Origin of the sequence: Pseudomonas sp. PONIH3 (assembly GCF_002934345.1) — a bacterium.
Taxonomy (GTDB): Bacteria; Pseudomonadota; Gammaproteobacteria; order Pseudomonadales; family Pseudomonadaceae; genus Aquipseudomonas; species Aquipseudomonas soli.
Map to the genome: position 1 here is coordinate 500,373 of NZ_CP026386.1, position 13,256 is coordinate 513,628.

A 13,256-nucleotide genomic window follows, 5' to 3' on the forward strand; every position below is an offset into this window, starting at 1 on the left:
TACCCGTGGTATTCCTGATCGGCGTACTGGCCTCGCTCGCGGCGATGCTGGCCGCGCCCTGCGCCTATCGCAACGCGATCGATACCCCCCGGCCCAGATGCTCGCGCAACCACTGATGCGCAGGATCGCGGTGCACCCGCTCCGGCCACAGCATCAGCATCTCGAAGCCCGGCACCGCCAGGGGTGCCTCCACCACCGCGAGAGCCGGGTTCCCGGCCACCAGGCGCTGCGGCAGCATGGCCACCAGGTCGCTATCGACCAGCATGGCCGCAAGACCCGAGAAACGCGGTACCGACAGCACTACGTTGCGCGCCAGGCCCTGTTTGGCCAGGGCGTCGTCGGTGGGGCCGCTGAAGCCACCGCCATCGGGTGAGACGATCACATGCTCCAGCGCGCAGAACTGCTTGAGCGTCGGCCTGCGCCTGAGTCGCGGATGATCGGCGCGCCCGGCCAGCACGTAGCGGTCAGCGAACAACGGGCGCTGGCGCAAACCGGGCGGCGCATCGATGGCTATGTGGAAAGCCAGGTCCAGCTCGCCCTGCTCGGCCTTGCGCACCAGCGTCGGCGGGTTCATGTCGACGATCGCCAGGCGCGTGCCGGGGGCGGCCGCACGCAGTGGGCCCAGCGCAGGGCGCAAGATGGTCGCTTCGGTGTAATCGGTCGCGGCCACCCGCCAGGTCAGTTGTGCCTGGGACGGGTCGAATGGTCGCTCGGCGGCGATGGCCAGGCGTAGCGCCTCCAGGGCCTGGCTCAACGGCCCACGAAGCGCCAGGGCGCGGGCGGTCGGGCGCATGCCGCGGGCACCCGGCAACAGCAACGGATCGCCCAGCGCATCACGCAGTCGTGCCAGCTGCACGCTGACCGTCGGTTGGGCGAGGTGCAGGCGTTCGGCGGCGCGGGTGACGTTGAGCTCGGCGAGCAACGCGTCGAGGGTAACCAGCAGGTTCAGGTCCAGACTTCGCAAGGAATCATGCATGGCAATACCTGCAATTCAATCTATTCATTTCAACAATATGCAGGGTATCCGCATGCTTTGACCATCCCCTACCGGAGCCCGACCATGAACATCCTGATCGTCTACGCCCATCCCGAACCCCGCTCGCTCAATGCCGCCCTCAAGGACTTCGCCGTCCGCCACCTCGAAGGCCAGGGTCACCATGTCCAGGTCTCGGACCTCTATGCCATGAAGTTCAAGGCTGTGCTGGACGCCGACGACAGCGTTGAACACCCCGCCGGCGAGCGCTTCAACCCCTCCGACGCCTCGCGCCGGGCGTTCGCCGAAGGCACCCAGGCGGCCGACATCGTCGCCGAGCAGGCCAAGCTGCAGTGGGCCGACGCGGTGATCCTGCAGTTTCCTCTCTGGTGGTTCGGCCTGCCAGCGATCCTCAAGGGCTGGGTCGAGCGCGTGTACGCCTATGGCTTCGCCTACGGCGTCGGCGAGCACTCCGACCGGCACTGGGGAGATCGCTATGGCGAGGGCCGGATGGCGGGCAAGCGCGCCATGCTGATGGTCAGCATGGGCGGTTGGGCCTCGCATTACAGCGAGCGCGGCATCAACGGCCCGCTCGACGACATCCTGTTTCCCATCCAGCACGGCATCCTGTTCTACCCGGGGTTCGAGGTGCTGCCGCCGTTTGCGGTGTATCGCACCAGCCGGGTCGACGACTCGGGCTTCGCGGCAGCCTGTGGGGCGCTGGGCCAGCGGCTCGATGGCTTGTGGAGTGATGCGCCCATCCCGTTCCGGCGGCAGAACGGCGGGGATTATGCGATTCCGGCGTTGACCCTGCGGCCAGAGCTTGCACCTGGTCGGGACGGATTAGGCGTGCATGTTGCCGACGACGTACTGGCAACAGCGGTCTAGCGAGAGACACCAGGTGTCCGCCGCAGCTCTGACGCCGAACACCTGGTTGCCCGGCTCCCGATAGCGCTTGAGCATCATCAGCCAGTCGCACCGACACAATTATTTTCACTGTATTGCATAATGAAATATTTAATGTCATGTTCTTCTCCGTGCCCAGGCCCCTCCCAAGCAAGGCCCTGGACGGTACGCCCCACCCACCGGAGTCAAGAACATGAACAAGACAGGACTTCTCGGCGCGCTGGCACTCTGTGCCTGCAGCGCCTTCGCCCAGGCCGACGACGCCAGCCTGCGCATCGGCATCGAGGCCGCCTACCCGCCCTTCTCCTACCGCACCCCAGAAGGTGAGCTCGCCGGCTTTGACTACGACATCGGCAACGCGCTGTGCGCGCAGATGCAGGTCAAGTGTCAGTGGGTGATCCAGGAGTTCGACGGCATGATCCCGTCGCTGAAGGTACGCAAGATAGACGCCGTGCTGTCGTCGATGTCGATCACCGAGGATCGCTTGAAATCGGTCGATTTCACCGACAAGTACTACCACACCCCCGGCAAGTTCGCGATGAAGGCCGGCAGCCGCCTGGACACCCCGGCGGTGGACCTCAAGGGCCGCAAAGTGGGCGTGCAGCGCGCCTCGACCTACGACCGCTTCGCCACCGAACAACTGGAACCGGCGGGCGTCGAGATCGTGCGCTACGCCTCGCAGAACGAAGCCTTCCTCGACCTGGTTTCCGGGCGCCTGGACGCCACCCTCGCCGATATCGTCAACACCGAGGAGAGCTTCATCAAGACCCCGGCGGGCCAAGGCTTCGCCCTGGTCGGCCCGGACATCGGAGACCCGCACTATTTCGGCCGCGGCGCCGGGATTGCCGTGCGCAAGGGCGACAGCGCCAACCTCGCGCGGCTCAACGCCGCCATCGCCGCGATCCGCGCCAACGGCACCTACCAGCAGGTGCAGCGCAAGTACTTCCCGTTCGACATCTACGGCCAGTAACGCCGGCTGACGAGGGTTTTCATCATGCTTCATGGCTATGGATCGAGCATTCTCGATGGAGCCTGGCTGAGCGTCAGCCTGGCACTGCTGGCGATGGCATTGGCCATCGGCCTGGGCCTGTTCGGTGCGGCCTGCCGCTTGTCACCGTTGCGATGGCTGGCGGGACTGGGGGAGGTCTATGCCACGGTGGTACGCGGCATCCCCGACCTGGTGCTGATCCTGCTGGTGTTCTATGGCGGCCAGGACCTGGTCAATCGCCTGGCACTGGCGCTGGGCTACCAACAGTACATCGACATCAACCCGTTTGTTGCCGGGGTATGCACCATGGGCTTCATCTTCGGCGCCTACCTCTCGGAGACCTTTCGCGGCGCCTTCCTGGCGATCCCCAAGGGCCAGGCCGAGGCCGGCGCCGCCTACGGCATGAGCGGCCTGCAAGTGTTCTGGCGGATCAGCCTGCCGCAGATGGTGCGCCTGGCGTTGCCGGGCTTCACCAACAACTGGCTGGTGCTGACCAAGTCCACCGCGCTGATCTCGGTGATTGGCCTGCAGGACATGATGTTCAAGGCCAAGAACGCCGCCGACGCCACCCACCAGCCGTTCACCTTCTTCCTCGCCGTGGCCGCGCTGTACCTGCTGCTGACCAGTGTGTCGCTGCTGCTGTTGCGCGGCGTGGAACAACGTTACTCGGTCGGCTTCAAAGCCGCCGAACTCTAGGGGAGCTGCCCGATGACGCTCGACTATCAACTGATCTGGCAGAACCTGCCGCTGTACCTGAACGGCGTTGCCCTGACCCTCAAGGTGCTGCTGATTTCGCTGGCCTGCGGCCTGGCGCTGGCGATCCCCCTGGCGCTGATGCGTGTCTCGCGCACCTGCCTGCTGCGCTACCCCGCCTGGCTCTACACCTACGTGATCCGCGGCACGCCGATGCTGGTGCAGCTGTTCCTGGTGTACTACGGCCTGGCCCAGTTCGAGGCCGTGCGCCAGAGCCCGCTGTGGCCGTATCTGTCCAGCGCGACCTTCTGCACCTGCCTTGCCTTCGCCATCAACACCAGCGCCTACAGCGCCGAGCTGCTGGCAGGGAGCCTGCGCTCGACGCCCCGGGGCGAGGTCGAGGCCGCCCGTGCCATGGGCATGTCACGCCTGACGCTGTACCGGCGCATCCTGCTGCCTTCGGCCTTGCGCCGCGCCCTGCCGCAGTACAGCAACGAGGTGCTGATGATGCTGCAGACCACCAGCCTGGCGTCGATCGTCACCCTGGTGGACATCACCGGCGCGGCAAAGACCTTCAACGCACGCTACTACCTGCCTTTCGAGGCCTTCATCACCGCCGGGCTGATCTACCTGGCCCTGACGTTCATGCTGGTGCGCCTGTTCAAGCTGGCCGAGCGCCACTGGCTGGCATACCTGGCCCCGCGCAAGCACTAAGGAGCTTTCATGCAGCACATTGACCATACCCTGCCCTGGAGCGCCTGCGGCACCGAGCGTTCGCTGCGCGTGCTGCGCTTTGGCAGCGGCCCGCGCAAGGCCTATATCCAGGCTTCGCTGCACGCCGATGAACTGCCCGGGATGCGCGTGGCCATCGAACTCAAGCGCAGGTTGCTGGAGCTCGAGGCGCAGGGCCGGCTGGACGCGGTGATCGAACTGGTGCCCCTGGCCAACCCGATCGGTATCGGCCAGATGTTCCAGGCCACCCACCAGGGCCGTTTCGAGTTCAACAGCGGCAAGAACTTCAATCGCGATTTCCCGGCGCTGACCGAAGCGCTGGCCGCGCACCTGGAAGGCCGCCTGGGCGGCGATGCCCAGGCCAACGTCACGACCATCCGCCAGGCCATGCTCGAACTCCTCGACGAACTGCCCGCGCCGCACTCGGAGCTCGATGGCCTGCGCCGCCTGCTGCTGCGCCACGCCTGCGACGCCGACCTGGTGCTGGACCTGCACTGCGATTTCGAATCGGTGATGCTGCTGTACGCCATGCCGCAGCACTGGGCGCAGTTGCGTCCGTTGGCGGCCCGCCTCGGCGCGCAAGCGGCGCTGCTGGCCGAAGGCGCCGGTGGCGATGCTTTCGACGAAGCCTGCGCCGCGCCCTGGCTGCACCTGCGCGAGTACTTCCCCGAGGCCGAGATTCCCCTGGCCTGCGTGGCGACCACCATCGAGTTGCGCGGCATGGCCGACACCGAACGCGAGCAATGCCAGGCCAGCGCCGAGCAGATCCTCGGCTACCTCGCCGACCAGGGGATGATCCGCGGCCCGTGGCCGGCCGCTCCGGAAAACTGCTGCCAACCCACGCCCTTCGCCGGCGCGCAATACGCCTACGCCGAGCACCCGGGCGTGGTCAGCTACCTGCAGCCACTGGGCGCGCAGGTGCGCGTGGGCGATCCGCTGTTCGAAGTGCTCGACCCGCTCAGCGACCGCCACAGCGTGGTCAGGGCCACCACCGACGGCATCCTCTACGCCCGTGAACGCCTGCGCTTCGCCCAGCCCGGCCTGTGGCTGGCCAAGGTCGCCGGCAGCACCTCCATCCGCCAAGGTCGCCTGCTCAGCGACTGAACCCTGCGAGTACCGTCTGATGAACAAACTGCATATCCACGAGTTGCACAAAAGCTACGGCAACCACCAGGTGCTCAAGGGCGTTTCGTTGCAGGCCGATGCTGGCGACGTGATCAGCATCATCGGCTCCAGCGGCTCGGGCAAGAGCACCTTCCTGCGCTGCATCAATCTGCTCGAACAACCCAGCGCCGGACAGATCCTGGTCAACGGCGAACAGCTCAAGCTGCGCGAGTGTCCCCGCGGCGGGCTGCGGGCGGCGGACCCACGCCAGTTGCAGCGCCTGCGGGCGCGGCTGAGCATGGTCTTCCAGCACTTCAACCTGTGGGCGCACATGAGCGCCCTGGACAACGTCATGGAAGCCCCGGTGCACGTGCTCGGCATGAACCGCAAGGAGGCCCGCGAGAAAGCCGAGCACTACCTGGCCAAGGTCGGCGTCAGCCACCGCCGCGACGCCTACCCGGCGCACATGTCCGGAGGCGAGCAGCAGCGCGTGGCCATTGCCCGGGCACTGGCCATGGAGCCCGAGGTGATGCTGTTCGACGAGCCGACTTCGGCGCTCGACCCGGAACTGGTCGGCGATGTGCTCAAGGTCATGCAGGACCTGGCCCAGGAGGGCCGGACCATGGTCGTGGTCACTCACGAGATGGGCTTTGCCCGCGAGGTGTCCAACCAGCTGCTGTTCCTCCACCAGGGCCTGGCCGAGGAACGCGGCGACCCACGCGAGGTGCTGGCGCGGCCGCAGTCCGAGCGCCTGCGCCAGTTCCTCGCCGGCAGCTTGAAGTAACCCCAAGGCGCTCCGCGGAGCGCCTTCGGATACACTAGGGTGTTTCACAAATAACGACCATAACTCGCGGCGCTTTTTGCACTCATGCGGCGTTGTCGCTCCTCGCCTGAGCGCAAAAATCGCTCGCGAGTTATTGGTCGTATTTGCAAAACACCACACTAGCGGCAATTCACAGGGAGCTTCGCGCCGGATGTCGAGCCATACCAAGAACACCACCGTCTACGCCGCGCCGGTCATGCGCAAGCTGTCGGAGAGCCTGGCCGAACTGCCACCGTCGCTGCGCAAGGTCGCCGAGTACATCCTGCGCCACCCGCTGAAGGCCGCGACGCTGACCATCGAGGACATGGCCCAGGCCACCGCGACCTCGCCGGCGGCGGTCAATCGCCTGGCCAAGGCCCTGGACCTGGGCGGTTACAGCGGCATGAAGGCCGAGCTGGTGAGCACCCTGCAACAGATGGTTTCGCCGGTGGACAAGCTGCGTAACGAACTTGCCCTGCGCCCAGCCGGCGACTTTGGCCTGCACGAACAGATCCAGTGCGCCAGCAGCAACCTGGCGACCACCGCCAGCAACAACCAGGCCGACACCTTCGAGGCGTTCGTCGGCTGCCTGCTCGAAGCGCGCAAGGTCTATGTGCTGGGCTTCGGCAACAGCGTCTACCTGGCCGGGCTGGCCGCCTCGACCCTGGTGCCGTTCTGCAGGGACACCTGTGCCATCAGCATGGAAGGTGGCAACGAGAATGCCGCCTACCGCCTGGCGGCGATCACCGAGCAGGACGTGCTGCTGGCCATCGCCCTGCCCCGCTATTCGCAGGACACCCTGCAGCTGTCGCGGTTCGCCCAGGAACGCAACGCCACGGTACTGGCGATCACCGACTCACCCGCCTCGCCGCTGGCGCCCATGGCCCACCATGTGTTGTACGCACCCGCCGATCATCCGGTGCTGACCAGCTCCAACATGGCGGTGCTCGCATTGATCGAAGGGCTGGTGGCCGGGGTCATGGCACGCAACAAGGAGGCGGTGAAACTGGCCACGGAGCTGACCGAAAGCGTGATGTCCTACCTGCACGTGCCAAGCGGCAAGACGCTGAAACCGTAGTCGCCTAGAAGTCCACCTTGCCGCGCCCTGCCTTGATCGAACCGCGCCTGGATTTCGTGTCGAGGCGCCGGGTCTTCGAGCCCAGGGTCGGCTTGGTCGGCCGGCGCTTCTTCTCGACCTTGGCGGCGCCGATGATCAGCTCGGCCAGGCGCGCCAGGGCGTCCGCGCGGTTCTGTTCCTGGGTGCGGTACTGCTGGGCCTTGATGATCAGCACGCCGTCGGCGGTGATGCGGCTGTCACGCAATGCCAGCAGCCGCTCCTTGTAGAATGCCGGCAGTGACGATGCCTGGATGTCGAAGCGCAAGTGCACGGCGCTGGAGACCTTGTTGACGTTCTGGCCACCGGCGCCCTGCGCGCGAATGTAGCTCAGCTCGATCTCGGCATCCGGCAGATGAACGTTGTTGGAGATGGTCAGCATGGTGTGCCTCTTGTGATTGCCCGGCCATTATCACATCTCCTTGCCTTTACTGCCGCGCCATGTGCCGCCGGTACTGCCTGGCACGGGCGGCGTCACTCAATTGCTGGCGCAGCAGCGCCCACCAGGGCGCCACCTGGGGATCGGGCGCCTTGGCTTCGCTCAGCCTGCGCAGCTGGAACTTGACCATGGCCATGTTGCCCAGCGAGGCCAGCGCCTTGTTCTTCCAGGTGATCGGGCGCAGTTCCGGCACCGCCTCCTCCCCCGCCTGCCAGTCACGGGGCAAGGCCGGCGCAATGGCCAGCGCGGTCCCGATACCGACCATGTCGACGCCGCTGTGCACCACCTGCTCGGCGACTGGTCGGCGGCGGATGCCGCCAGTGACCATTACCGGCATCTTCGCCACCGTGCGGATGTCCCGGGCAAATTCAAGGAAGTACGCCTCCCGCGCCAGCGTGCGGCCATCCCGGGCCTGGCCCTGCATCGCCGGGGCTTCGTAGCTGCCACCGGACAGCTCCACCAGGTCGACCGCCAGCTCATTGAGCAGGACCACCACCTGCCGCGCATCGTCTGCGCTGAAGCCGCCACGCTGGAAGTCCGCCGAGTTGAGCTTGACGGCCACCGCGAAGCCGGGTGACACCACTGCACGCACCGCCTTGACCACCTCCAGCAGCAGTCGCGCACGATTTTCCAAAGTGCCGCCCCACTGGTCGGTGCGCTGGTTGCTCAGGGGCGAAAGGAACTGGCTGATCAGGTAGCCATGGGCCGCGTGGATTTCCACCCCACTGAAGCCCGCCTGCTCCCCCAGCCGCGCGGTGTTGGCGAAGCGGCGGATCACATCCTCGATCACTTCGTGGGTCATCGCCCGCGGCGTGGAAAAATGCCTGGACATACTGCCCAGGTCCAGCGCCACGGCCGACGGGCCCCAGGTTTCCTGGCCCAGACTCGCGGGCATCTGCCGGCCGGGGTGGTTGATCTGCAACCAGAACTGCGCGCCCTTCGAGCGGCCGATGGCGGCCCACTGGCGAAAACGCTCCAGGTGCCGGTCATCTTCCAGCACCACACCACCGGGGCCGGTCATGGCGCGGTTGTCGACCATGACGTTGCCGCTGATGAGCAGGCCGGCGCCACCCTGCGCCCATGCCTCGTACAAGCGCATCAGTCGGTCGGAGGGCGCATGGTTGGCGTCGGCCATGTTTTCTTCCATGGCAGCCTTGGCGATGCGGTTGGGGATGACCGCGCCATTGGGCAGGGTCAGGGGGGAGAACACGTCCATCGGCGTTACCTCAACAAAGTTCGTGCCGCAGACGTTAGCTTTAAAGTCAACTTTAAGGTCAAGCCCTGAACCGGCCAAAAAATCGGCATTGACTCTCAAGTTGGGTTGAACGTTAGGGTGATTACGCAGCCCCGACATCATCCACCCTGGAGATACCGCACCGTGAACCTCGGAACCGCCACCGCCCTGGCCGGCGCCCTGCTGATGCCCGTCACCCACGCCGCCAACGGCCTTCCTGAGCAAGCCGCCACCACGCAGATTGACATCGCCGGGCACCCGGTGCCGGTGCTCAAGGGCGGGCTGTACGACCGCTACCGCTCCAACCCGCCGCTGGCGGTGATCCAGGCCGAGGCGCCGGACATTGACCTGAGCTGGTTCAAGAGCCTGGAGAAAACCCGGGTCGACATGGGGTTCGAGTCGTACTCGCCAAACTTCTACTACCGCAACAGCCGTGTCACCGCCGTCTACACCGCCGATCTCGAACGCCTGCGGGCGCTGATGCCCGCCGCCGTGCTGGAGCAGGTGCAGCCCCTGCAGGTCTGGCCTGGGCGCGGCCTGGTGGCGTTCACTGCCTACACCTACGACTACTGCGACAACGACAGCTACAACGAGGTTGCCGTGTCGATCATTACCAACAAACCCGGCAAGGCGAACCTCGGGCCCTTCTCTCTGGTCGGGCAGTCGATGGCCAAGGATTTCTGGGGCTATGTGCTCAAGTTGCCGGTCAACACCGAGCTGGCACGGGTGCGCGGCGTGGTGGGCTACAACCTGCCCAAGTGGCTGACCGGGATCGACCGGCGCGAGGACGCCCAGGCTGTGACCTACGATATCGTCGATGCGAGGTCCGGCAAGGTGGACGTAGTGTTCAGGGCCAGGAAGCTCGACGGGCTGTCCCACGAGCCAGGCCTTGTGACCAACAGCTTCACCAACCTCGATCACCAGGGCCGCCTGGCCTTTGGCTACGCCACCTCGCGGCAGGTCAGCCATGCCTCGAGCATGCAGGCTGATTCAGCGGAACTGGTACTGGGTGATGGCGAGCTGTCGCGCTATATCCATGAGCTGCAGCTGGGACGGATGGTCAAGTATGAGTATGTGCCCGAGTTCCAGAGCGCGCTGTATGCGCCCAAACCATTGGCGGCGCTTGATTGAAACGACGCAGGCACCCTGTGGCAGCGGCGCTGCTACAGGTCCGCTCCCCGCCGCGCCTTTTCCTGGACCATTTCCTCACGCAGCCGCTCCAGCACCCGCTGCGAGTTGTCCACGCACTGCATGCCTTCGGGCTTGCTCTCGATGCCCTCGATCACCAGCAGCAGCTGCGCCTTGTTGCGTGCCAGACGCTCCTGCAGGCGCTCGATCTCCTCGACCTTGCGCCTGAGCCCGCCCAGCAGTTCATCGTGCTGCCAGCCCTTGGCCTTGGCCGGCAGCAAGCGGCGGATCTCCTCCAGCGAAAACCCGGCAGCCTGGGCGTTGGTGATCATCTCCAGCACCCATACGGCATCGGCATCGTAGTCGCGGTAGCCATTGGCCTTGCGCTCGACCGAGCTGATCAGCCCACTGGCCTCGTAGAAGCGGATACGCGACGGGGCCAGGCCCGTGAGCTTGGCCAGCTCTCCTATTCTCATGCAGCACCTTTGCAATTGCATTGACCTTGAAGTGCACTTTAATCCTAGAGTTGTCCGGTGGCCAGTGAACCCTCAATGGCCCGCCTTCGCCGCAAAGCTCGTTCCACACCCTAGAATCAGGAGACGCGAAATGGCATACGTCACAACCCCGGAAGGACTCGAGATCTTCTACAAGGACTGGGGCCCCCGGGACGCCCAGGTGATCTTCTTCCATCACGGCTGGCCGCTCAGCGCCGACGACTGGGACGCGCAACTGCTGTTCTTCGTCGCCGAAGGCTACCGCGTGGTCGCCCATGACCGCCGTGGCCATGGCCGTTCGAGCCAGGTCTGGGACGGCCACGACATGGACCACTACGCCGACGACGTGGCGGCGGTGGTCAAGCACCTGGGGGTCGAGGGGGCGTTCCATGTCGGGCACTCCACTGGCGGTGGCGAGGTGATCCACTACATGGCTCGCCATCCCGAGGACAAGGTGCCCAAGGCCGCCATCATCGCCGCCGTGCCGCCGTTGATGGTCCAGACCGACAGCAACCCCGGCGGGCTGCCCAAATCGGTGTTCGACGACCTCCAGGCCCAGCTCAAGGTCAACCGCGCGCAGTTCTACCAAGATATCCCGGCGGGGCCGTTCTACGGCTACAACCGTCCCGGTGCCAAGGCGGACCAGGGGGTGATCCTCAACTGGTGGCGCCAGGGCATGATGGGCGGCGCCCTGGCGCACTACGACGGCATCGTCGCGTTCTCCCAGACCGACTTCACCGAGTCGCTGAAAAAGGTAACGGTGCCGGTGCTGGTGATGCATGGCGACGATGACCAGATCGTGCCCTACGACAATTCGGGGCCACTGTCGGCCAAGTTGCTGGCCAAAGGCACCCTGAAGACCTACAAGGGCTACCCCCATGGCATGCCCACCACCCACGCTGACGTGATCAACCAAGACCTGCTCGCCTTCTTCCGTAGCTGACAGGCCGGGCCGGCGCTCAGCCCTGGCGCCGGCCCTTGCCGCGCGCGGTCTTCTGCGCCGTCGAGTCATGCCGGGTGTCGGTGGAGCCGTCTGGCCGATGGGCGTCGTTGTCGCGCTCGGCTTCGCCCGCAGATTCGCGCGGGCGACGATCCTCCTGCTGTTTCATGCGTTTCTCCTAACCTTTGCTGTGTTCGGGTGAAGTCGGTCCGGTGCCACGCTTGATGCCTCGCGGACCGGCGACACCCCAGATGGCCAGCCCGACCACGGGGAACACCACCAGCAGCAGCGACCACAAGACCTTCACGCCATCGGACTTGTCGCTGCGAAACACGCTGATGATCGCCCACAGGTCGACCAGCAGGAGGATCGCCACCAAGGCAATCCAGAAATACGTCACGGGGTCACTCATGATCGATCCTCTTCCTGACGCCGATCCGGAGATGGACACGGCGGCCTTGAACAGAGGAATTCCCGGGCGCCGACAAAGTTCAGCGCGGATCCCGCGCCGTAGATGGACGGGCGCCGCGCAGTGGCGCTGAACCAAACCGCAGGCGTAGGCGTCCATCACTCAACAGCTCAGTGAGTCATGCCGATGCGACAAGACCCGGTGCACGCCGCCCTCGCCTATCTCAAGCAGAATCACCTTCTACTGACCACCGCCGAATCCTGCACCGCAGGCGCCATGGTGGCGTTACTGGCCGGGGTGCCCGGCACCGGGGAGGTACTGGAGAGCGGCTACGTGGTCTACTCTGCGCACGCCAAGCAGCGGCTGCTCGGGGTCGACCCGCAGACCATCGAACGATTCGGCTTGACCAGCGAGGCGGTGGCCTGGGAAATGGCCCGCGGCGCACTGCGCGACAGCCAGGCCAGTGTCGCCATCGCCACCACCGGGGTTGCCGGCCCCTCCCCCGAATCCGGTATATCCCCAGGCACCCTGTGTTTTGCCTGGGCCTTTGCCGGCGAACCGATGGCGGTGTTCACCTGCACCCAACGCTTCTTTGGCGAGCGCCCCGACGTGATGCGCCAAGGCGCGCTGCATGGCCTGGCGCGACTGGCGCATTACCACCAACGCTGGCTGCGCGGCGAGCGCGCTTGAGGACCTTCTGCAATGACCTCGCCCGGCACACGAGTCAGGCTGCGGAATGCCCGGCTCCGAGCAGTTTCTTGTGCGCCTGCATGGCCTGCCCCATCTCATCCAGCGCCTGTTTGCCAAGCAGTTTTCTTGCGGTCGGGAACAGCTCGCTCTCTTCTTCCTCGATATGGTGCTCGAGCAACTCCTTCATCACCTTGACCCGTCCGGCGAACTCGACCGTGTCGGTTGCAGTGCCGAGCAGGTCGGGCAGGACCAACGCGTCCACCGTGCGGTGTTCCTCCTTGGCCTCGTGGTACATTTTCTCCTCCTCCCGGCCACCGGCCTGCTTGATGGCCGGGTAGAGGATGCGCTCCTCGAGCTCGGTATGGACCTTCAACTCCTGCTCGATGCGCGCAAGCAGCTCACCACGCGTCTTCACCGCGCGCTCGGTGGTGGCCGACAGCTCGTCGAGCAGCTTTTTCACGGTCTTGTGGTCTTGTACCAGCAATTCGATTGCATTCATGGCGGGCCTCGTCGGTTATGAATTCAGCATTGCCTCCAGTGGAGCCACGCTTTGACGCGGTGTTCGACGGCGACGATGAACGGTTACGAAGCGGCAAAGTGATTGCAACGA

General features: G+C 65.5%; 17 protein-coding genes. 10 read left to right on the plus strand and 7 right to left on the minus strand.

What is annotated here, in order from left to right; genetic code table 11:
* Positions 1 to 64: 64 nt before the first annotated feature.
* A complete protein-coding gene (locus C3F42_RS02240) occupies positions 65 to 976 on the minus strand; it encodes a LysR family transcriptional regulator (protein WP_104443905.1) in 912 nt (303 codons plus the stop codon).
* An 84-nt stretch (positions 977 to 1,060) separates the two neighbouring features.
* On the opposite strand from C3F42_RS02240, the gene C3F42_RS02245 reads away from it, so the two are divergent.
* The 7 genes from C3F42_RS02245 to C3F42_RS02275 all read left to right on the plus strand — a co-directional run bounded on the left by C3F42_RS02245 (position 1,061) and on the right by C3F42_RS02275 (position 7,276).
* Positions 1,061 to 1,861: an NAD(P)H-dependent oxidoreductase gene (locus C3F42_RS02245; RefSeq protein WP_104443906.1), complete on the plus strand. Its 801-nt coding sequence runs from the start codon at positions 1,061 to 1,063 to the stop codon at positions 1,859 to 1,861.
* A gap of 211 nt (positions 1,862 to 2,072) precedes the next feature.
* On the plus strand, positions 2,073 to 2,849 hold the full coding sequence (locus C3F42_RS02250; RefSeq protein ID WP_038706091.1) for an ABC transporter substrate-binding protein: 777 nt from the start codon (positions 2,073 to 2,075) through the stop codon (positions 2,847 to 2,849).
* A gap of 24 nt (positions 2,850 to 2,873) precedes the next feature.
* On the plus strand, positions 2,874 to 3,563 hold the full coding sequence (locus C3F42_RS02255; protein ID WP_104443907.1) for an ABC transporter permease: 690 nt from the start codon (positions 2,874 to 2,876) through the stop codon (positions 3,561 to 3,563).
* 12 nt (positions 3,564 to 3,575) lie between these two features.
* Positions 3,576 to 4,274: an ABC transporter permease gene (locus C3F42_RS02260; RefSeq protein WP_038706090.1), complete on the plus strand. Its 699-nt coding sequence runs from the start codon at positions 3,576 to 3,578 to the stop codon at positions 4,272 to 4,274.
* A 9-nt stretch (positions 4,275 to 4,283) separates the two neighbouring features.
* Complete coding sequence (locus tag C3F42_RS02265; RefSeq protein WP_104443908.1) at positions 4,284 to 5,396, plus strand: succinylglutamate desuccinylase/aspartoacylase family protein; 1,113 nt, start codon at positions 4,284 to 4,286, stop codon at positions 5,394 to 5,396.
* Between the two features lie 19 nt (positions 5,397 to 5,415).
* A complete protein-coding gene (locus C3F42_RS02270) occupies positions 5,416 to 6,180 on the plus strand; it encodes an ABC transporter ATP-binding protein (protein WP_104443909.1) in 765 nt (254 codons plus the stop codon).
* 190 nt (positions 6,181 to 6,370) lie between these two features.
* On the plus strand, positions 6,371 to 7,276 hold the full coding sequence (locus tag C3F42_RS02275; protein WP_094012165.1) for a MurR/RpiR family transcriptional regulator: 906 nt from the start codon (positions 6,371 to 6,373) through the stop codon (positions 7,274 to 7,276).
* A gap of 4 nt (positions 7,277 to 7,280) precedes the next feature.
* On the opposite strand, the gene arfB is transcribed toward C3F42_RS02275, so the two are convergent.
* Together arfB and C3F42_RS02285 are read right to left on the minus strand one after the other, a co-directional pair.
* Positions 7,281 to 7,694, minus strand: coding sequence for an alternative ribosome rescue aminoacyl-tRNA hydrolase ArfB (gene arfB, locus C3F42_RS02280; protein ID WP_023631427.1), 414 nt, complete (start codon positions 7,692 to 7,694; stop codon positions 7,281 to 7,283).
* A 46-nt stretch (positions 7,695 to 7,740) separates the two neighbouring features.
* Positions 7,741 to 8,967: an NADH:flavin oxidoreductase/NADH oxidase family protein gene (locus C3F42_RS02285; protein ID WP_038706086.1), complete on the minus strand. Its 1,227-nt coding sequence runs from the start codon at positions 8,965 to 8,967 to the stop codon at positions 7,741 to 7,743.
* Between the two features lie 204 nt (positions 8,968 to 9,171).
* Here C3F42_RS02285 and C3F42_RS02290 point away from each other — a divergent pair, with 204 nt between their 5' ends.
* On the plus strand, positions 9,172 to 10,116 hold the full coding sequence (locus C3F42_RS02290; protein WP_104445269.1) for an acetoacetate decarboxylase (ADC): 945 nt from the start codon (positions 9,172 to 9,174) through the stop codon (positions 10,114 to 10,116).
* A 32-nt stretch (positions 10,117 to 10,148) separates the two neighbouring features.
* On the opposite strand, the gene C3F42_RS02295 is transcribed toward C3F42_RS02290, so the two are convergent.
* Positions 10,149 to 10,589: a MerR family transcriptional regulator gene (locus C3F42_RS02295; RefSeq protein ID WP_094012164.1), complete on the minus strand. Its 441-nt coding sequence runs from the start codon at positions 10,587 to 10,589 to the stop codon at positions 10,149 to 10,151.
* 130 nt (positions 10,590 to 10,719) lie between these two features.
* On the opposite strand from C3F42_RS02295, the gene C3F42_RS02300 reads away from it, so the two are divergent.
* Positions 10,720 to 11,550, plus strand: coding sequence for an alpha/beta fold hydrolase (locus tag C3F42_RS02300; protein ID WP_104443910.1), 831 nt, complete (start codon positions 10,720 to 10,722; stop codon positions 11,548 to 11,550).
* A 16-nt stretch (positions 11,551 to 11,566) separates the two neighbouring features.
* Here the strand turns inward: C3F42_RS02300 and C3F42_RS29565 are convergent, their stop codons facing one another.
* Both C3F42_RS29565 and C3F42_RS02305 read right to left on the minus strand, forming a co-directional pair.
* Positions 11,567 to 11,716: a hypothetical protein gene (locus tag C3F42_RS29565; protein WP_177410829.1), complete on the minus strand. Its 150-nt coding sequence runs from the start codon at positions 11,714 to 11,716 to the stop codon at positions 11,567 to 11,569.
* A gap of 9 nt (positions 11,717 to 11,725) precedes the next feature.
* A complete protein-coding gene (locus C3F42_RS02305) occupies positions 11,726 to 11,959 on the minus strand; it encodes a PLD nuclease N-terminal domain-containing protein (protein WP_104443911.1) in 234 nt (77 codons plus the stop codon).
* 183 nt (positions 11,960 to 12,142) lie between these two features.
* Between C3F42_RS02305 and C3F42_RS02310 the strand changes: the two genes are divergently transcribed.
* Positions 12,143 to 12,646 carry a CinA family protein gene (locus C3F42_RS02310; protein WP_104443912.1) on the plus strand — a complete coding sequence of 168 codons (504 nt, stop codon included), beginning with the start codon at positions 12,143 to 12,145 and terminating at the stop codon, positions 12,644 to 12,646.
* 34 nt (positions 12,647 to 12,680) lie between these two features.
* Here the strand turns inward: C3F42_RS02310 and C3F42_RS02315 are convergent, their stop codons facing one another.
* Entirely contained in the window at positions 12,681 to 13,145 is a 465-nt protein-coding gene (locus C3F42_RS02315; protein WP_104443913.1) for a hemerythrin domain-containing protein, read from the minus strand.
* Between the last annotated feature and the right edge of the window lie 111 nt (positions 13,146 to 13,256).